This window comes from Cellvibrio sp. (assembly GCF_046347455.1).
In the GTDB taxonomy this organism is placed as follows: Bacteria; Pseudomonadota; Gammaproteobacteria; order Pseudomonadales; family Cellvibrionaceae; genus Cellvibrio.
In genome coordinates, this window is record NZ_JAXMGC010000001.1 from 296707 (window position 1) to 314028 (window position 17322).

Below are 17322 nucleotides of genomic sequence, written 5' to 3' on the forward strand. Positions count from 1 at the left end.
TCGCCCGTTGAGCGACGGTAAACCGGGATTTTAAGACTTAACGCTGGCGGGGATTACAGGAACCGAATGTTTTACACCACCGTTTTGGCCGCGATGACGGAGCATGTGATCCATCAAAACCAATGCAAGCATAGCTTCTGCAATAGGTGTTGCGCGAATACCAACACAAGGGTCGTGGCGGCCTTTGGTAACTACTTCTACGGGGTTACCGTGCACATCAACACTGCGACCGGGAATATGCAAACTTGAAGTAGGCTTTAACGCGATATTCGCAATAATGTCCTGCCCTGAAGAAATGCCACCCAAAATACCACCAGCGTTATTGGATAAGAAACCTTCTGGCGTCATTTCATCACGATGTTGGCTGCCGCGTTGATCTACCACACCAAAACCTTCACCAATTTCCACGCCCTTCACTGCGTTAATACTCATCAACGCATGAGCAATTTCTGCATCAAGGCGATCAAAAATAGGCTCACCTAAACCCGGTGGAACATTTGTGGCAATAACGGTAATTTTCGCACCTATGGAGTCGCCCTCTTTGTTAAGGGCTTTCATAAACTCTTCCATCTCAGGGACTTTGCTTGCATCGGGACAGAAGAAAGGATTTTGTTCAACCTGATCCCAATCTACGCTTTCAATTTTGATCGGGCCTAACTGCGATAAATAACCGCGAACCTCAATGCCATGAAAATCTTTTAAATATTTTTTGGCAATAGCACCCGCCGCAACACGCACGGCTGTTTCACGTGCCGATGAACGGCCACCACCGCGATAATCGCGCACACCGTATTTTTGCATGTAGGTGTAATCCGCATGGGCAGGACGGAATTGATCTTTAATGTTGGAGTAATCTTTAGAACGCTGGTCGGTATTTTCAATTACTAAACCAATTGGCGTACCCGTGGTTTTGCCTTCAAACACACCCGATAAAATTTTTACCAAATCATCTTCACGGCGCTGAGTGGTATAGCGAGAGGTACCTGGCTTACGGCGATCCAAATCTATCTGCAAATCTTCCTCGGTCAGAGACAACCCGGGTGGGCAACCGTCAACAATCGCGCCAAGCGCGAGGCCGTGGCTTTCGCCGAAGGTGGTGACCGTAAACAATTTACCGTAAGTATTACCAGACATGTGTGTTCCAACCCAATGAACGCGTGCAAAAGTGGGCGCGATTATACGTTAACTAAACACACTTTTACATGCGCGCCATTAGGGCACGCTGGGTTTCCGTGCTATAAATCCCCACGAATAAAAATACTGATGAGGTGATTCATGCAGAAGCTGCAAATAACAATAATGGCGTTCTTGGCTTTATTAAGCACTATGGTATGGGCTGAGGATCAAGCCAAGCCCCGCCAACCCGGCGACTACCCGTTCACAGCTGATTCTCTGGAGCAACCCAAAGTCCCCAAAGGTAAACTGGAGGGCCCTTTTGAATTTCACAGTAAAGTGTTTGCCGGCACCGTACGCCAATACTGGATTTACGTACCCGCGGACTACAAAGCGAAAGCCAAAACCAAACCGGCGCTACTTGTTTTTCAGGATGGCCAACGTGCTACCAACCCCAAGGGCTCACTGCGTATACCCACAGTATTGGATAATTTGATCTACCAAAAAGCTATACCGCAAACCATAGGCGTGTTCATCACCCCGGGCAATTTAAGCGAGCATTATCCCGACAACTTGGGCATGTCTAACCCCGACCATCGTGCACCTGAGTACGACGCGCTTAACGACAACTACGCGCGCTTTTTAATTGACGAGCTGTTACCAGAAGTGGCAAAAAAATATCCATATAGCCCCAAAGCAAGCGACCACATTATTGGTGGCACCAGTAGCGGCGCGATTTGCGCATTTACCGTTGCGTGGCACCGCCCGGATGTATTTCAAAAGGTCATCAGCATGATTGGCAGCTACACGTCTATTGGTTACCAACCAGCGACAGCCACAACACCGATGCAACCCGGTGGCGACCTGTACCCCGGCTTGATCCGCAAATCACCGATTCGTCCAATGAAAATTTACTTGCAGGACGGCAGTAACGACCTCAGCAACGAACACGGTAACTGGTTTTTAGCTAACCAGCAGATGTTGTCCTCACTGCAATGGGCCAACGCTAATGCGGATAAAAATGCGGACGCAGGCCCGCGCTACGAATTCAATTACACCTGGGGCGACGGCGGACATTCAGATCAACACGGCGGTGCCTTGCTGCCAGACATTTTGAGATGGATGTGGAATACAAAATAACGACAGCGCTTCAAAACGCTGAATGGGATGGCGGCCTTGGATTGCACAACAAGGCCGCACGAGACTAAAAGTGAGCGAGTAAATCCGCCTTACGCAGCATAAACACACCGTGACCACCGCGCTCAAATTCAATCCAGGTGAAAGGAACTTCCGGGAAGGCTTCTTCAAGCGCAACCCATGAGTTGCCAACCTCGACAATCAGTACGCCCTCGTCTGTTAAATACTGACTAGCTTCCCGCAACAAGCGACGCGTGAAATCGAGCCCATCTGCGCCTGAACCCAAGCCTATTTCTGGCTCTGCATGATATTCCGGCGGCATAGTGGCCAAGTCGTCTTCATCAACATAAGGCGGGTTCGAAACAATTAAATCGAATTGCTGACCGCCAAAGTTTCCAAACAAATCAGATTGCATGGCAAATACGCGGTCTTCCAAACCATGCTGTTGGATGTTTTCTTCCGCAACGGCAAGCGCATCAAAAGATATATCGCTTAACTGCACTTCTGCATCGGGAAAGGCGTAAGCGCAAGCGATACCTATGCACCCGCTACCCGTACACAAATCCAAAATCTGTGCAGGTTCCTGACTTAACCAAGGTGAAAATTGCTGTTGGATGAGCTCGCCAATAGGCGAACGAGGCACCAACACGCGCTCATCCACAGTAAATGGCAAACCAGCAAACCAAGCTTGACCCGTAATGTAAGCAGCGGGAATCCGTTCTTGGATTCGGCGGGTAAGATTTTCAACCACTCGCTTGCGCTCGGGATGCGTGAGACGTGCACTCAACCATTCGTCTGCTAAGGGCGGGGTCAAATGAACCGCATGCAACACAAGCTGCTCAGCCTCATCCCATGCGTTATCCGTACCATGACCAAAATAGAGGTTTGCCGCTGTGAACTCGCTAGCTCCCCAGCGAATGAAATCGCGCAAGCTAAACAGTTCATCGCAAGGGTCAAGGAAAGTTGTAACCATAATTAGAACTCGTGGAAAATTTGTCGCTATTCTAACCAAGCCAGCGGCTGCGAGCGAAAGAATCTTGCCTCATGCCCAAAATCAGATTCGTTTTACGCATGCTTACAGGGTAAAATGCCCGCCGTTAAAACTTCAAATACACGCAAAAAAGCTTTTTGCGCAGCGAGGACTCCATGAAAGAACATTTTGCGAATATTATTTCCAGCATTGGCGAGGACTTGAATCGCCCCGGTTTGCAAGATACACCCGAGCGCGCTGCCAAAGCGTTTCAATTTTTAACCCGCGGCTATCAGCAAACACTTGATGAAGTGGTGAACGGCGCTCTGTTTCCATCCGACTCCAGCGAAATGATTCTGGTAAAAGACATTGAACTCTATTCAATGTGCGAACACCACTTGCTCCCATTCATTGGTAAAGCGCACGTGGCTTACATTCCCACCGGTAAAGTGCTTGGCCTGTCTAAAGTTGCTCGAATTGTGGATATGTATGCGCGTCGTTTACAAATTCAGGAACAACTGACAACACAAATCGCGGAATCTGTATTGAAAATCACCGGTGCAAGCGGCGTAGGTGTGATTATTGAAGCCAAACACATGTGCATGATGATGCGCGGTGTTGAAAAGCAAAACTCTTTGATGAAAACATCTGCCATGCTGGGTAGCTTCCGTAGCAGCCAAGCGACGCGGATGGAATTTTTGTCGCTAGTGAATTAGTGAAAAGAACTTAAAAAAAACGGACCTTGATGGTCCGTTTTGCATTTAGTTATCGCCCACTTTTACAACTTCAACCCTCGCACTTCTATCACCTCTCCCAGCAGGCGCCAAACTTCCAACGCCGAAGGTCTGCAAGCGTTTCTCACTGACACCAGCCGCAACCAATGCTGCTTTGATTTGGTTAGCATTCTTTTTCGATTCAGCTTGTTGCTGTTCGATTGACGCAGGCGAATAGTCGTGTCCCACCAAGGCTATATTTAACTTGGGTTGCAAAGCCAGCAACGCCACCAAGGCTTGGATATGCGCCTGCTTAATTTGCAAATGCGCGCCGCCAGTTGCATCTTTACTCACAAAATCCGGGAATACAAAATAACCGTTGGTATTGAGTAACTTGTTTAATGTTTCCGGGCTGGAAGCAACACCAAAATCATCCACCTTGTTTATATGAAGCACCTCGAGCTGTACATATGCACGTTTGTTTCCGCGCATTACGGCGTAAATCACAACATAAAACGGTTTTTCATCCGCATTGGTAATTTCGTAAGCGCCATACAACTGGTATTGATCCATGCCGTAAAGCTGAATAATTTTAAAATGATTATTCGCCCAGCTGTTACTCGTTCCGCAATCCCGCGCGCGACAATGAAATAATTCGCGCAAGTTGTATTTGTCGATTTGATCTTTAAAGAATGCAAACCCGGCTTCGGCGTTATGATCCGCGGGTAACTCGAAGGTATGGCGCTCAAGCTTACCGCCTAGTCGCTGCGATCTATCCACCAACCAAGTGTCATCTACTTTTTTATAGGCGCTTAAGGCAAGCAAAAAGCTGTCTTCCTCCGTTTCGCTATGAAATATTTCACGCGCATTTGGATACGGCTGCAACTTCAAATCGGCCGCTCCCACGAATGAAGAAAAGCATAAGGCGCATAGGACGAAAATAAACTTTTTCATTCAATCTCTTTTCGCAAAAAACGGATTAAACACAGCTGCCACTTCAGCAACTTCTTTTTCCATATGTAGATGATGACCGCCAGACAAACATGACACAGCGATCTGCGGAAAAGCAGCAACTGATTTGGCGTAGTTGGGGTGTAGAACGGGCATACCCTGTTCCGCAAGCACTAACGCTATCGGACAACGAATTCGATTGATAAATGCAGCCGTTTGTTCCGGTAAAAATTTAACAGCAGAAGGAATCATTAAACGCGGGTCCGTGCTCCACTGGTAACCATGCTCAACTTTTTTCAAACCGCGCTCTGTCAACGCAGCGGCAGCAGAATGACTCAACGGAAACATTCCCCGTTCGCGTGCTTTTACGGCGATGGCAACATCAGGATAAACAGATAAAGTTTTGTCGGCGCGAGCTTTCGTGGTTTCTATAGATCGAGCCAATTGTACAGGCGCATCTTCGACACGCGTGGGCTCGGGCAACAAGCCTTCAATCAACGCCAAATGTGAAATTCGATCCGGAAATGTTCCAGCCGCTAGTGCTGCAATAATTCCACCACGGGAATGCCCCAATAATGCGAACCTTTGCCAACCTAAAAGATCTGCAATGGCAAAAATCTCTGCGACATCTTCCCAAATATTGTAAGGCAATGAGCCGGGACGATGACTACTGCGACCATGCCCCGCCATATCCAGCGCAACAACATAAACATTTTTCAGTAGAGGCGCTAACGCAAAAAAACTGGCGGAATTGTCCAGCCATCCGTGTAAAGCTAAAACAGGAAGATGCTCGGGATTTCCCCAAGCCTGCGCGTGGAATACTAAACCCGCCACTTCAAAACGAAGCTCCTGCGGATTCATACTTATATCACCACGTGCCTGAGCCAACGCAATTCGCCACATGCAGCCGCGGCAACATCACAGTCAATTAGCGCCATTGAGCTAGTGTTCATGGGATGAGCGCCACGCGGGCTTCCACAAAAGAAATCGATAAAGTCACCTACAAATGGCTGGTGACTCGCCAACAAAACTGAATTGGTATTAGCGACCTGCAGCTCATCAAAGAAGCGCAAAGGATCGCTTTCCGGTGTAATCAAGCTCGTCGTTTTTATTTGAAGACTTACACCATTCTGCGCAAGAATGTCGCGCACAATTTCCGCTGTCTGCTGCGCGCGCACCAAGGGGCTTGCCCAAATTTCCTGAACTTTCAACAATTCGCTAAGCGAGTTTTTAACGCTTGCTGCAACATCAACACGCCCTTTCTCGGTGAGATTTCGCGCTTCATCTGTCGTTAGCTGCGGTTCAGCCTGACCGTGGCGCAATACAAAAACCTGCATAGTTTTACCTCAAACCGAAAAGGCATTGTTGAGAAAATTTATTCCTGTTGCTCACTCGTTTGATCAACTTCAGGCCAATCCGCAAAGGGAAAAGGTTTTTCCTCGCTCGCGTAAGTTAAAAATTTTAAGGTATCAAAAATATAAATCGACAGGCTATGACCAAACTTGCGCAGGTTGATATTGTCTTCGCCCGTAATCAACGAAAATAAAAATTGGGCGATAACCAGAATCCACATCACAATGCTGGCTAGCTGCAAAATCGCCGCGAAGATCAGCATAAAAATCAAACGCAGCCAGTGCTTACTTGAGGTTAAGTTGGATTTAATGTGTTCGTTGTTCATGACTTAAACTCCCAAGTAATCTACATCAGTATTTTGTTCGCCCATCATCAAACCGCGCGCAACATCTGCGATAGCTTTGTGTTCAAACAAAATACCGTATAACCCCGATACCAATGGCATATAAACGCCCAATTCATCTGCTTTTTGTTTAACTTGTTTGAGTGTATTTACACCTTCGGCAACCTGCCCCAACCCGGCTACAACTTCATCCAGATTTTTCCCCTGCCCTAAGGCAAAACCAACGCGGTAATTACGGCTCAAATCCGACGTACAGGTCAAAATCAAATCACCAACACCGGCCAAACCAAGAAAAGTCATTGGATTCGCACCCATGAGATGGGCAAATCGCCCCATTTCAGCAAGGCTTCGCGTAAGCAGCATGGCTTGAGTGTTTTGTCCTGCGCCCAAGGCTGCCGCCATACCACAGATAATCGCATAAATATTTTTAAGCGCACCACCAAGCTCAACACCGTAACGGTCATGGTTTGAATAAACACGGAAGCTCGCCGAACAAAGGGTTTTTTGAACGCATTCAATAACACGTTCATCACTACTCGCAATCACTGATCCGGTTTGTTGCTGGCGAACAATCTCTTTAGCAAAGTTAGGCCCACTCAATACACCAATAGGATGATTCGGTAGCTCCTGCTCAAGGATTTGGCTCATCAGAGTGAAGCCTTGGGGCTCTATGCCTTTAGCTGTGCTTATGACAATAGCGTCTTTACGTAGGAATGGACGTATAGCCTGAGTAACTGAACGAAATGAATGGCTGGGAATGGAAACAAATACGAGGTCACTTTGGCTGACGGCCATTTCTAAATCGGCGGTAACTTCCAAGGAATCCGCCAAACGATACCCGGGCAAATATTGCGTATTTTCACGAGCACGTTGACAGGCAGCGGCATGTTCAGATGAACGCATCCACAGAAAAGTCTTGTGATTATTGTGCGCGATGATATTTGCAATCGCTGTGCCGAAACTTCCCCCTCCAAGCACAGTTACGGTCAAACTTATAGTCATAATGAAAACCTGAACAAAAAATGTGAACTAAATAGGTTTTATCAACAGATATAAAGTGAAAAAAAGTGATATCGAATTAAAAATGTAACTTTTTTGCACAAATTCTTTAACAAAAAAATTGTCCACATTTTCTGTGGATAACTTAGTGGATAGTTTTTGGGAAACAGGCCCAAAGCCTTATAAAATCTACCAGCACCTTAAATTGGTTATTTTTTAATCTACACTATAAAATCTTTATTTTTCAATATGTTACAGAATTTTATAAGCGTTTTTTAAGCAATTCTGATGATTGTTTAACTATATCGATTACGCCATGATCAACGCACGCTAGATGTGCATAAAAAAGTTAGTGATCATTAACCGTGAATCCTCGGTAGAAGCAAAATTCTCACAATGCAAGTTATTTTCTACAAAAATTTCAGTCACCGAAATAGAGCATTTTTACCAGTTGGAAATCGATCACTCGAACTATTTATGCCTGAATTGACCATAGCCACCATCAGCATAAAGAAGTGGTGCAAAGACAACATCACCCATACGCACCTGCTGTATATGCGCAATAACGATTTGATGGGTACCGTAACTAATGAACATATCGGTTTCACAAAAAAATACCGCTTGTGCATCCGCTAAATAAGGAGTTGGTTTTTCAAAATGCCAATTTCCCAAGCTGAACCTGTCTTTGCCCGGTTCGCGCCCGGCACATAGGTTCGAAATATCTTCATGCTCTTCACCAAGGATATTGACGGAGAATTTGCTGCCTTGGGTGGAGAAGTATTCTTGTTGAGAAACCAACTTATTAATGCAAACCAATAAGGACGCAGGATTATCGGAAACGGAGGTAACAGATGAAGCTGTCATTGCGAACTTATCATTACCTATACGTGCAGCAATCACACAGACGCCTGATGCCAATCGGCGCATGCCAAGCTTCATCGCCTCGCTAACAGATTTATCGTGCATAACTTCTCCTCTTATTGGCCGCTTATTCTGACAGAGACTTTCGGCGAAACAAGTAAAACTATCAGCTGCGCTCATTAAGCGGCCAAGTTGCCTAGAAAATATCTAAACCCAAGAATAAATTGAATTTTTTTAAATTTTTCGTTGACGAACTTGGGGGGCATAGATAATATGCGCACCACTTGAAATGCAGTGCATCTTAAGTATTCGGAGTGTAGCGCAGTCCGGTAGCGCGTCTGCTTTGGGAGCAGAATGTCGGGGGTTCGAATCCCTCCACTCCGACCACTTTTTAGAACCCTAACATCAAGTCCAGTACGCGCCCGTAGCTCAGCTGGATAGAGCATCCGCCTTCTAAGCGGATGGTCGCAGGTTCGAGCCCTGCCGGGCGTGCCATTCAGGGTTTGCATCAACGCCCAATCTTCCCAAGTTTTGTTCTACGGTGGCTGTAGCTCAGTTGGTAGAGCCCAGGATTGTGATTCCTGTTGTCGCGGGTTCGATCCCCGTCAGCCACCCCATATTCCTTTGTTAGTCTTTTTTCTACCTAATTCCTATCTTTAAGTTTAATTTAGCCACTCCGACGGTTTTTCACTTGGATCACATTCTTCGCTGTGTGAAAATGCACGCAAATTTTGATTCCTTTTAAACCTTTCTGGAGATACCTGTGTCTGCACTCGTACTGGATGGCAAAGCCCTTGCTGCAAAAACCGAACAAGAATTATCGCAACGCGTATCCGCACTAAAAGCGGCGACAAACGGCCAAACGCCCATTTTGGCTACGATTCTTGTGGGTGATGACCCTGCTTCTGCCACCTACGTGAAAATGAAAGGTAACGCCTGCTCCCGTATTGGAATGGATTCTTTAAAAGTTGAATTACCTTCGAGCACTACCACTGAGCAATTGCTCGCAAAAATTCAGGAATTAAACAACAACCCAAATGTTCACGGTATTTTGTTGCAGCACCCAGTGCCAGAACAAATTGACGAGCGTTTGTGTTTTGATGCGATTGCCGCAGAAAAAGATGTTGATGGCGTAACTTGCTTGGGCTTTGGCCGTATGAGCATGGGCGAAGAAGCTTACGGTTGCGCAACACCAAAAGGCATTATGCGTTTGCTTGAAGCCTACAACATTGAATTCTCGGGCAAGCACGCTGTTGTTGTTGGCCGTAGTCCTATTTTAGGAAAGCCGATGGCGATGATGTTGCTTAACGCCAACTGTACAGTCACCATTTGCCACTCACGCACTAAAAATCTTCCAGACTTGATCAAGCAAGCCGATATTATTGTTGGCGCCGTTGGCAAACCAGAATTTATTAAAGCCGAGTGGATTAAAGATGGCGCGGTTGTTGTTGATGCTGGTTATCACCCCGGTGGCGTTGGCGATATCGAACTGGCTCCGCTGGTTAATCGCGTTTCCGCTTACACGCCCGTTCCCGGTGGCGTTGGCCCAATGACCATTAATACTCTCATTTATCAAAGCGTTGATTCCGGCGAGAAAAAAATGGGATCAACAAAAGCTAAATAAATATCGTTAATTTTAAAAACAGGCGCTACTAATGCGCCTGTTTTTATTTCTGCTCAGCACATCACATGGCCGAATTGCTCGATATTATCTATCGCGATGATTATTTAATTGCGATCAACAAACCCAGTGGTTTGTTGGTGCATCGCAGCATGATTGATCGCCATGAAACACGCTTTGCCATGCAAATCTTGCGCGACCAAATTGGGCAACACGTGTTCCCAGTCCATCGGTTGGATAAACCCACCTCTGGTGTCTTGGTTTTCGCACTGAGCGCGGATATTGCCGTACTTATGGGCGATATTTTTTTCCGGCACGAACTTCAAAAAACCTATCTGGCGATTGTGCGCGGTGTGGCCCCCGAATATTTATTACTTGATTATCCGCTGACCGAAGAACAAGACAAATACACCGATCAAAAAGCTCGCACAGCCGAACCGAAGCCAGCCGTTACCGAATTTTTTAGACTTGCACAGGTCTCCTTACCTTATGCGATCGATAAATACCCCGAAAGCAGATACTCACTTGTTAAGTGCTTACCTAAAACCGGACGCAAACACCAAATCCGCCGCCATTTAAAACACATCAGCCACCCTATTATTGGCGATGCCAAGCACGGAAAAGGAAACCATAATCGATTTTTTCAGAATACTTTCGATTCAAACCGCTTGTTACTCGCAGCAACTGAACTTCTATTCACACACCCAATAATAAACACGCCAATTAGGCTAAGCGCCCCCTTAGACCAAACAATGACCCAGCTTATAGATCGATTTGGTTGGTATAATGTCATTCCTAAAGCTTGGCTCTTCTCACAAACTACGACCTAGAATCTATGCGTCTGGATAAATTTATTGGTAACAACACGCAACTTAGTCGCACGCAAATCCATGCAGCGATCAAGCAAGGGATCGTTTATGTAAATGATGTTTTAGTTACCAAAACTAATACACAGATTAAAGATACCGATAAAGTTATGGTGGACGATCAGGTTATCGAACCACGCAAACCTCGCTACCTGATGCTTCATAAACCTGCGGGTTATGTATGCGCGAATACAGATAGCGAACACCCAACAGTGTTAGATTTAGTGGATGCGCCCTTCAAACATGAATTGCAAATTGCGGGACGTTTGGATGTAGATACCACAGGCTTGGTATTACTCACGGATGATGGCCAATGGAATCATAAAATCACATCACCGAAACACATGCATACAAAAAATTATTTAGTGACCACGGCAAACCCGATTGAAGATTCGTATATAAAAATATTTGCTGACGGCGTGATACTAAAGGGCGAAACAAAATTAACTTTACCTGCCGAGCTTAAGGTTTTGGATAAACACCATGCTGAGCTCAGCATTTGTGAAGGGAAGTACCACCAAGTGAAACGCATGTTTGCTGCTGTGGGAAATCATGTGATTGCTCTGCATCGCAACCGAATCGGTTCTGTTTATTTAGGCGATTTACCTGCGGGGCAATTCCGATATCTCACCACTCAAGAAGTTGAGAGTTTTGGTCAATAAGATGATAGACACCCCTACTCTATGGCTCACGCAACAAATTCAGCAGTATACAACGGCGTCAAGTCTATGGCTGACTGATGAAAACCTGTTGAAGCAAATAAACGGCGCAACATCTCGCTCAAATAACCCGGTTGTTATCACTAACCGCTGGGATCTTGCGGAGCAAATGAAAATCGCTGGATTCAAAACAGAGTTTAGCGATTTCGATTTATCCGCTATTCCCGATGCAAGTGTTGATCACATTTTCTACCGTATTTCAAAAGAAAAAGCAGTGACCCACCATTTGATCAATGAATCGCACCGTGTGTTGCAAGCAAACGGAAAGCTCTGGATATGCGGCTTAAAAAATGAGGGTATTAAGACCTATATTGAAAAAGCGGCTTCGCTCTTTGGTTGCGAAAAAAATATCCAGAAAGATGGAATGAACTATTCCGGTCTACTGATAAAGCAATTCGAAACCGGCGCGAGGTTAAATGATGATGACTATGCGAATTTGCGGGAATGCATACGCATCGGTGATAAAACATTATTGAGTAAGCCTGGTCAGTTTGGTTGGAATAAAGTTGATGAAGGTAGCGAATTTTTAATTTCCGCCATCAGCGAATTGTTAGCGTCGCGCGTCCTTAAACATTGCTTGGATCTAGGTTGTGGTTATGGTTACTTAACCTTCGCAAGCCAACACCTCAACATCAGAACCCGTACCTTAACTGACAATAACGCGGCAGCGCTTGCTACCGCAAAAGCTAACTGCGACAGATTAGGAATTAACGCCCGAGTTGTTGCAAGCGATGCCGGCGAAAAGTTAGACGCTCCATTTGATTTAATTTTGTGCAACCCACCTTTCCATCAAGGCTTTAGCGTAGATGAAGATTTAACAGATAAATTTTTGCGTAACGCTGCAAAACTATTGGACCCTGATGGTGTGGCTTATTTTGTGGTCAACCAATTTATCGCACTAGAAAAAAAGGCTTTCCCTTATTTCAAACACATCAATTTAGTCGCGCGTAACAAAAGTTTTAAGATCGTAGAATTGCGCAAAAATTAACTCTGTTTACCTCAATCTGTACACCGAAGTTACAGGCCGTAGAGATATTAACCAACACTCGCTATATTGATGATTTTTTTAGGAAAAAGGGTTGACCAAGGAAAGTCTCATCTATATTATGCGCACCACTTCCACAGAGGAAGTCACCGATCCGCCTTAGCTCAGTCGGTAGAGCAAATGACTGTTAATCATTGGGTCGCTGGTTCGAGTCCAGCAGGCGGAGCCAAATTTAACGAAGAAGGCTGCATGAATATGCGGCCTTTTTTGTGCGTGTTAGAAACCTATTCAGCTGTCTTAATAGCTATCCATCACCATTATCACTAGGCGGAGATTCTACATGTTTAAAGTGAACGAGTACTTCAACGGCGCGGTTAAGTCTATCGCCTTCCAAACCGAAACCTTGCCAGCCACCGTTGGCGTAATGGCCAAGGGCGACTATGAATTTGGCACCAGCCAAAAAGAATATATGACTGTTGTAAGCGGCAGTTTGACCGTTGTGCTGCCCGGCAGCGATAAAGCACAAACCTTTAAAGAAGGCCAAACCTTTATTGTGGAAGCGAACCAAAAGTTCAAGGTAACGGCCGACGTTGAAACCTCTTACCTCTGCAAATACGAATAAGCTGTCGCTTAGGCTACATATTTAAATGCCCACCTCAGGTGGGCATTTTTATTGCCATTCTAAAACCACCTCCTATGGAGGTGGTGATCAGCTACTCGGGGCTATGCCTGAAAAGTGCCCATGCTAGATACACAATCGTTTGTTACCAGCAAATGATCAGGAGTAAAAAGCATGAGCAGATATGAATCCGCTTCACACGTATTCTATCGATGTCAGTATCACATTGTTTGGACGCCGAAGTATAGGTTCAAGATATTGACGGGAAATATAGGAAAAGAGTTGTATCGAAGTATTTATGTGTTTTGTGGGATGAAGAATTGCAAAGTAGTTGAGCTAAATGTGCAGATAGATCATGTGCATTTGGTGGTAAGGACGCCGCCCAGCATAAGTGTTTCGGAGCTAATGGGGACATTGAAAGGAAGAACAGCGATAAGACTGTTCAATAAATTTCCGTATTTAAGAAAGAATAAAATGTGGGGAAATCATTTCTGGCAGCGTGGCTATTTTGTAGATTCAGTTGGCGCGAATGAAGAGGTGATTCGGAGATACGTACGTTATCAAGATAAGCAGGCGAGAGAGGAAGATGAGCGCCAGCTGCGGTTAGAGGTAACGGTTTAAGACAAGCACCCTTATAGGGTGCTAATCAAAGCCACCTGCTATGCAGGTGGATTTTTACTTCAAGCGAAGCTTTTTTTGAGGTGACGAATGAGCGCAGTCATTCGATAGGCTTGATACCTACGCTCTTTGTATAGCAAATATATGGGCGATGGCTGACCTTCGTAATGCCCCGCCATAAGCTCCACCAAAGCGCCTGAGGAAAGCTCTCCTGCAACATCCAACGCGGATTTGTAGGCAATTCCCTCACCCGCAATCGCCCATCGCTTTACCAGCTCGCCATCGTTGGCTGATCGATTTCCAGCAACTTTAATGCTTACACTTCCTTCCCGTGTCTCAAATTGCCACTTGTTGTACAACCTACCGCTCAAGTAAAACAGCAGGCAGTTATGATTCACCAAGTCCTCAATCCGTTTAATTGGGCCATGATTCGCGACATAAGCTGGCGAAGCAACGAGAACTCGTCTGTTATCGCATAGTTTGGTTGCTATCAAGCTGGAGTCCTTGGGTTCACCATATCGAACCACTATATCCAGCTCATCCCTATACAAATCCTGAATTAAATCAGACACCTGAACGATTATGCTCACACCGGGGTTTAATGTTTGAAACGCGTTTAACGAACTCAATATACGGTTCCGCCCCACGTCAGAAGGAACGCCGATACGAATTTCACCCACCGCTAATGCTTGATGATTACCTAGCTCGTTTTCCGCTTCTTCCAAAGTTCCAAGCACTTGTTGAAGGTAGGGCATTAAGGTTTCGCCTGCTGCGCTTAAGCGCAAACTTCGTGTTGTACGCTCGATCAGATTTACGCCCAGCGCCTTTTCCAATCGCTTTATGGCCGCCGATACTGCGGCTGTCGTCATGTTTAGTTGCCGCCCTACCTCGCTCATATTGCCGCGCTCGGCAACCTGCATGAGTAATTCTAAATCCTGTAATGAATAAGACCTGTTCATAGACACTCTCAAATATTTTTTAACAGTATTTAAAAATTTCTAGATATTATCAATTATAAGAAGCAAGGATAGGCTGTGAGCTCACATTTAACTGGAGCAATGCAATGAATCAATCCATGAAAGCTGTCGGCCTCAAAGAGTACCTTCCCATCAACCATGCTAAGGCATTGATAGATACCACTCTCCCCGTTCCGACGCCGGGAGAGCGGGATTTACTGGTTCGCGTAGAAGCGGTATCCGTCAACCCTGTTGATACCAAAGTGCGACGTTCTAACCGACCAGCTGAGTCCGATTTTCGCGTATTAGGGTGGGATGCAGCGGGCACAGTTGTCGCTGTAGGTAGCAAGGTGGAGTTCTTTAAGCCCGGTGACGAGGTTTTTTACGCGGGCGACATTACCCGTGCCGGTAGCAACAGCGAATTTCAGCGAGTGGATGAACGTATCGTCGGTAAAAAACCAAAAAGTGTGAGTGTGGCCGAGGCCGCCGCCCTTCCGTTAACGAGTATTACCGCTGGCGAAGGCCTATTTGATCGTTTGGGAATTATCCCAGAAAACTCGGTGGGTAAAACCGTGCTCATCATCGGTGGCGCAGGCGGTGTAGGCTCAATCGCTATACAACTCGCTAAACAAATAACCGGGCTCCGTATTATTGCAACCGCATCAAGACGCGAATCCCAAGAATGGTGTTTGAGTTTGGGGGCAGATACTGTGATAGATCATCATCAGAATATGGTTGAGGCCTTTCGCGCCCAAGGCGCTCAATATGCGGATTATATTTTTTGTTTAAACTCAACAGCAAAGCATTGGGCAAGCATGTGTGAATTAATTGCTCCGCAAGGAACCATTTGTTCAATTGTGGAGCCCGAAGCGCCACTGGACTTAAGTCTTTTAAAATCCAAATCGGTAGGCTTTGTATGGGAATCCATGTTTACCCGATCCATGTTTAAAACCGACGATATGCAGAAGCAAGGCGCTTTATTAAATCGCATAGCCGCATGGATAGATGAAGGCAAAATTAAAACAAGCCTCAACAAAACACTAAGCCCAATAAACGCTGAGAATTTGAAAAATGCACACGCGCAAATTGAAACGGGAACGACTATTGGAAAGATAGTGGTTAAAGACTGGTAACTATTTCTTGTCACTCGCAGCAGTAAATTTTGTAATCATTTTCAGAATTTACTGCTTCGATAAAACCAACGAAAAAAATGCTTTGGTATCCGTATTAGTGAGCTTAAATTTAAAGATATTTCTCCCCGCTTTAAAATGAACGCGCCGCTTGAATTCTGTTAGGTTCCAATCTTTACGGTTTTGGCTGTTGGGTTCATAAGCCAAATCGTTAAATTTTTTATTGAATATATTGCTATCCCAAATCAATTTATCATTCAGCTCAAGGCTTGCGAAATCGTCAGCTCCAATCCATGCCCATAAATCTTGATCCTTATCGACAAAGACTTCTGTGTACCCGAAAAACACACCCCATTTATCCGATTGCGGAGGAATTACGGGATAAGAGGCGTTGCTAAGGTATTTCCAACTTATTGGGTAATTGTCTTTTCCGTAATAAACGCCCTCAAGATCTACCGCATATTCGGGTGGATGTTTTAAGTTTGATGGATGGAAAGGCCCGATAATGTACCAGGAATTTATAAACAAACGATCCGCGGGTTGCCCTCCGGCGTTGATAATTCTACCGGCCACTTTTTTAGGATTAGCGTGATTAACGGGTGGAATGTAATCTAACCAGACATCCACAAAATCATTTTTAGTATGAACTCTTTGCTCACCATTTCGCTGAGAGAGAGATGCATCTAAACCTTTCTTCAGCGAAGGATCTCCCTCGCTGTGGTAGGCCGCAATTAGCTTATCAGTCTTTTTAATATCGAATGCGGAATTACCTAATCCTCTCACGTTTATATCGTTCTCGCGGTGCGCCAATATATTTTGCGCCTCGGTTTCCATATCTTCAGCAAGTTTCATCATGGTGGATCCGGGAATTCTGTTGCCCCTGTATTGGGGCAAATCGATTTCCATACTCATCACACGTTTCATGACGTCGCTTCGCGGCATGGTTACCGCACGCTGCAAATCCCTTACGCGGAACTCACGTTCTATTTTGCGAATATTCTCTGAAATCTTGTTAGCTAATTCCATTAAACGCGACGTGCTTAACTTGGGATTATTAATTTCATTGAGATCTACGGGTTCTAAATTTAACTCCTTTTTGAAAGATTCATCGAGATTATTCACTAACTCCGTTTGAACCTGAGCAATATTTTTCAGACTTTGGCGCATCTTCATTTTGTAGGTATTGTTCATCGAGACCTGGATGCGTTGCCCTACATTATTCTTTTGCGGTGGTGTTTTAACCGTAAGATGGCTCAAGCCGTAAATCAAAAGAACATGAACCGCGATTGAAAACAGAAAGTAAGCCTGTTTAGTAAACAGCGATTTACTATAACCTTCATAAGATGGCATGTAGATATTAACGGCCAC

General features: G+C 45.3%; 19 protein-coding genes and 4 tRNA genes. 13 read left to right on the forward strand and 10 right to left on the reverse strand.

Going from position 1 to position 17322, the window contains the following annotated elements; all coding sequences use genetic code 11:
* Window positions 1-30: 30 nt before the first annotated feature.
* Window positions 31-1134, reverse strand: a complete 1104-nt coding sequence (aroC, locus tag U1F02_RS01315) for a chorismate synthase (RefSeq protein ID WP_409988545.1) — start codon at window positions 1132-1134, stop codon at window positions 31-33.
* A gap of 141 nt (window positions 1135-1275) precedes the next feature.
* Here aroC and U1F02_RS01320 point away from each other — a divergent pair, with 141 nt between their 5' ends.
* Window positions 1276-2253: an alpha/beta hydrolase gene (locus U1F02_RS01320; RefSeq protein ID WP_409988546.1), complete on the forward strand. Its 978-nt coding sequence runs from the start codon at window positions 1276-1278 to the stop codon at window positions 2251-2253.
* A 64-nt stretch (window positions 2254-2317) separates the two neighbouring features.
* On the opposite strand, the gene prmB is transcribed toward U1F02_RS01320, so the two are convergent.
* Window positions 2318-3223 carry a 50S ribosomal protein L3 N(5)-glutamine methyltransferase gene (prmB, locus tag U1F02_RS01325; protein ID WP_409988547.1) on the reverse strand — a complete coding sequence of 302 codons (906 nt, stop codon included), beginning with the start codon at window positions 3221-3223 and terminating at the stop codon, window positions 2318-2320.
* A 173-nt stretch (window positions 3224-3396) separates the two neighbouring features.
* On the opposite strand from prmB, the gene folE reads away from it, so the two are divergent.
* A complete protein-coding gene (gene folE, locus U1F02_RS01330; protein WP_409988548.1) occupies window positions 3397-3936 on the forward strand; it encodes a GTP cyclohydrolase I FolE in 540 nt (179 codons plus the stop codon).
* 45 nt (window positions 3937-3981) lie between these two features.
* Here the strand turns inward: folE and U1F02_RS01335 are convergent, their stop codons facing one another.
* The 6 genes from U1F02_RS01335 to U1F02_RS01360 all read right to left on the reverse strand — a co-directional run bounded on the left by U1F02_RS01335 (window position 3982) and on the right by U1F02_RS01360 (window position 8545).
* Window positions 3982-4887, reverse strand: a complete 906-nt coding sequence (locus U1F02_RS01335; RefSeq protein WP_409988549.1) for a DUF4892 domain-containing protein — start codon at window positions 4885-4887, stop codon at window positions 3982-3984.
* On the reverse strand, window positions 4888-5745 hold the full coding sequence (locus U1F02_RS01340; protein ID WP_409988550.1) for an alpha/beta hydrolase: 858 nt from the start codon (window positions 5743-5745) through the stop codon (window positions 4888-4890).
* Between the two features lie 2 nt (window positions 5746-5747).
* Window positions 5748-6221 carry a phosphohistidine phosphatase SixA gene (gene sixA / locus U1F02_RS01345; RefSeq protein WP_409988551.1) on the reverse strand — a complete coding sequence of 158 codons (474 nt, stop codon included), beginning with the start codon at window positions 6219-6221 and terminating at the stop codon, window positions 5748-5750.
* Between the two features lie 38 nt (window positions 6222-6259).
* The gene (locus U1F02_RS01350; RefSeq protein ID WP_409988552.1) at window positions 6260-6562 is read right to left on the reverse strand and encodes a DUF4389 domain-containing protein; all 303 of its coding nucleotides are present in this window, start codon (window positions 6560-6562) and stop codon (window positions 6260-6262) included.
* A 3-nt stretch (window positions 6563-6565) separates the two neighbouring features.
* Complete coding sequence (locus U1F02_RS01355) at window positions 6566-7582, reverse strand: NAD(P)H-dependent glycerol-3-phosphate dehydrogenase (protein WP_409988553.1); 1017 nt, start codon at window positions 7580-7582, stop codon at window positions 6566-6568.
* Between the two features lie 468 nt (window positions 7583-8050).
* On the reverse strand, window positions 8051-8545 hold the full coding sequence (locus U1F02_RS01360) for a flavin reductase family protein (protein WP_409988554.1): 495 nt from the start codon (window positions 8543-8545) through the stop codon (window positions 8051-8053).
* Between the two features lie 205 nt (window positions 8546-8750).
* Between U1F02_RS01360 and U1F02_RS01365 the strand changes: the two genes are divergently transcribed.
* The 10 genes from U1F02_RS01365 to tnpA all read left to right on the forward strand — a co-directional run bounded on the left by U1F02_RS01365 (window position 8751) and on the right by tnpA (window position 13871).
* Window positions 8751-8827, forward strand: a tRNA-Pro gene (locus U1F02_RS01365).
* Window positions 8828-8858: 31 nt separating this feature from the next.
* A tRNA-Arg gene (locus U1F02_RS01370) sits at window positions 8859-8935 on the forward strand.
* Window positions 8936-8981: 46 nt separating this feature from the next.
* Window positions 8982-9057, forward strand: a tRNA-His gene (locus U1F02_RS01375).
* Between the two features lie 146 nt (window positions 9058-9203).
* Window positions 9204-10064, forward strand: coding sequence for a bifunctional methylenetetrahydrofolate dehydrogenase/methenyltetrahydrofolate cyclohydrolase FolD (folD, locus tag U1F02_RS01380; RefSeq protein ID WP_409988555.1), 861 nt, complete (start codon window positions 9204-9206; stop codon window positions 10062-10064).
* Between the two features lie 65 nt (window positions 10065-10129).
* Window positions 10130-10891 (forward strand): tRNA pseudouridine(65) synthase TruC, encoded by a 762-nt coding sequence (gene truC, locus U1F02_RS01385; protein ID WP_409988556.1) that lies wholly within the window; start codon window positions 10130-10132, stop codon window positions 10889-10891.
* Between the two features lie 5 nt (window positions 10892-10896).
* Window positions 10897-11589 carry a pseudouridine synthase gene (locus U1F02_RS01390; protein ID WP_409988557.1) on the forward strand — a complete coding sequence of 231 codons (693 nt, stop codon included), beginning with the start codon at window positions 10897-10899 and terminating at the stop codon, window positions 11587-11589.
* Window position 11590: 1 nt separating this feature from the next.
* Window positions 11591-12634, forward strand: a complete 1044-nt coding sequence (locus tag U1F02_RS01395) for a methyltransferase (protein ID WP_409988558.1) — start codon at window positions 11591-11593, stop codon at window positions 12632-12634.
* Between the two features lie 150 nt (window positions 12635-12784).
* Window positions 12785-12860, forward strand: a tRNA-Asn gene (locus tag U1F02_RS01400).
* Between the two features lie 111 nt (window positions 12861-12971).
* A complete protein-coding gene (locus tag U1F02_RS01405) occupies window positions 12972-13253 on the forward strand; it encodes a pyrimidine/purine nucleoside phosphorylase (RefSeq protein ID WP_409988559.1) in 282 nt (93 codons plus the stop codon).
* 171 nt (window positions 13254-13424) lie between these two features.
* Window positions 13425-13871, forward strand: coding sequence for an IS200/IS605 family transposase (gene tnpA / locus U1F02_RS01410; protein WP_409988560.1), 447 nt, complete (start codon window positions 13425-13427; stop codon window positions 13869-13871).
* Between the two features lie 59 nt (window positions 13872-13930).
* Here the strand turns inward: tnpA and U1F02_RS01415 are convergent, their stop codons facing one another.
* Window positions 13931-14827 (reverse strand): LysR family transcriptional regulator, encoded by an 897-nt coding sequence (locus U1F02_RS01415; protein WP_409988561.1) that lies wholly within the window; start codon window positions 14825-14827, stop codon window positions 13931-13933.
* Between the two features lie 104 nt (window positions 14828-14931).
* Here U1F02_RS01415 and U1F02_RS01420 point away from each other — a divergent pair, with 104 nt between their 5' ends.
* The gene (locus tag U1F02_RS01420) at window positions 14932-15957 is read left to right on the forward strand and encodes a zinc-binding alcohol dehydrogenase family protein (RefSeq protein WP_409988562.1); all 1026 of its coding nucleotides are present in this window, start codon (window positions 14932-14934) and stop codon (window positions 15955-15957) included.
* 48 nt (window positions 15958-16005) lie between these two features.
* Here U1F02_RS01420 and U1F02_RS01425 read toward each other — a convergent pair whose 3' ends face one another.
* Window positions 16006-17322 carry a hypothetical protein gene (locus U1F02_RS01425; protein ID WP_409988563.1) on the reverse strand — a complete coding sequence of 439 codons (1317 nt, stop codon included), beginning with the start codon at window positions 17320-17322 and terminating at the stop codon, window positions 16006-16008.

Bases quoted from the DNA above. Each gene is read 5' to 3' on its own strand.
- U1F02_RS01340 (WP_409988550.1), bottom strand. From the start codon at position 5,745: ATGAATCCGCAGGAGCTTCGTTTTGAAGTGGCGGGTTTAGTATTCCAC.
- tnpA (WP_409988560.1), top strand. From the start codon at position 13,425: ATGAGCAGATATGAATCCGCTTCACACGTATTCTATCGATGTCAGTAT.
- U1F02_RS01355 (WP_409988553.1), bottom strand. From the start codon at position 7,582: ATGACTATAAGTTTGACCGTAACTGTGCTTGGAGGGGGAAGTTTCGGC.
- U1F02_RS01420 (WP_409988562.1), top strand. From the start codon at position 14,932: ATGAATCAATCCATGAAAGCTGTCGGCCTCAAAGAGTACCTTCCCATC.
- U1F02_RS01405 (WP_409988559.1), top strand. From the start codon at position 12,972: ATGTTTAAAGTGAACGAGTACTTCAACGGCGCGGTTAAGTCTATCGCC.
- U1F02_RS01360 (WP_409988554.1), bottom strand. From the start codon at position 8,545: ATGCACGATAAATCTGTTAGCGAGGCGATGAAGCTTGGCATGCGCCGA.
- U1F02_RS01415 (WP_409988561.1), bottom strand. From the start codon at position 14,827: ATGAACAGGTCTTATTCATTACAGGATTTAGAATTACTCATGCAGGTT.
- U1F02_RS01350 (WP_409988552.1), bottom strand. From the start codon at position 6,562: ATGAACAACGAACACATTAAATCCAACTTAACCTCAAGTAAGCACTGG.
- truC (WP_409988556.1), top strand. From the start codon at position 10,130: ATGGCCGAATTGCTCGATATTATCTATCGCGATGATTATTTAATTGCG.
- prmB (WP_409988547.1), bottom strand. From the start codon at position 3,223: ATGGTTACAACTTTCCTTGACCCTTGCGATGAACTGTTTAGCTTGCGC.
- U1F02_RS01320 (WP_409988546.1), top strand. From the start codon at position 1,276: ATGCAGAAGCTGCAAATAACAATAATGGCGTTCTTGGCTTTATTAAGC.
- U1F02_RS01335 (WP_409988549.1), bottom strand. From the start codon at position 4,887: ATGAAAAAGTTTATTTTCGTCCTATGCGCCTTATGCTTTTCTTCATTC.
- U1F02_RS01395 (WP_409988558.1), top strand. From the start codon at position 11,591: ATGATAGACACCCCTACTCTATGGCTCACGCAACAAATTCAGCAGTAT.
- sixA (WP_409988551.1), bottom strand. From the start codon at position 6,221: ATGCAGGTTTTTGTATTGCGCCACGGTCAGGCTGAACCGCAGCTAACG.
- U1F02_RS01390 (WP_409988557.1), top strand. From the start codon at position 10,897: ATGCGTCTGGATAAATTTATTGGTAACAACACGCAACTTAGTCGCACG.
- folE (WP_409988548.1), top strand. From the start codon at position 3,397: ATGAAAGAACATTTTGCGAATATTATTTCCAGCATTGGCGAGGACTTG.
- aroC (WP_409988545.1), bottom strand. From the start codon at position 1,134: ATGTCTGGTAATACTTACGGTAAATTGTTTACGGTCACCACCTTCGGC.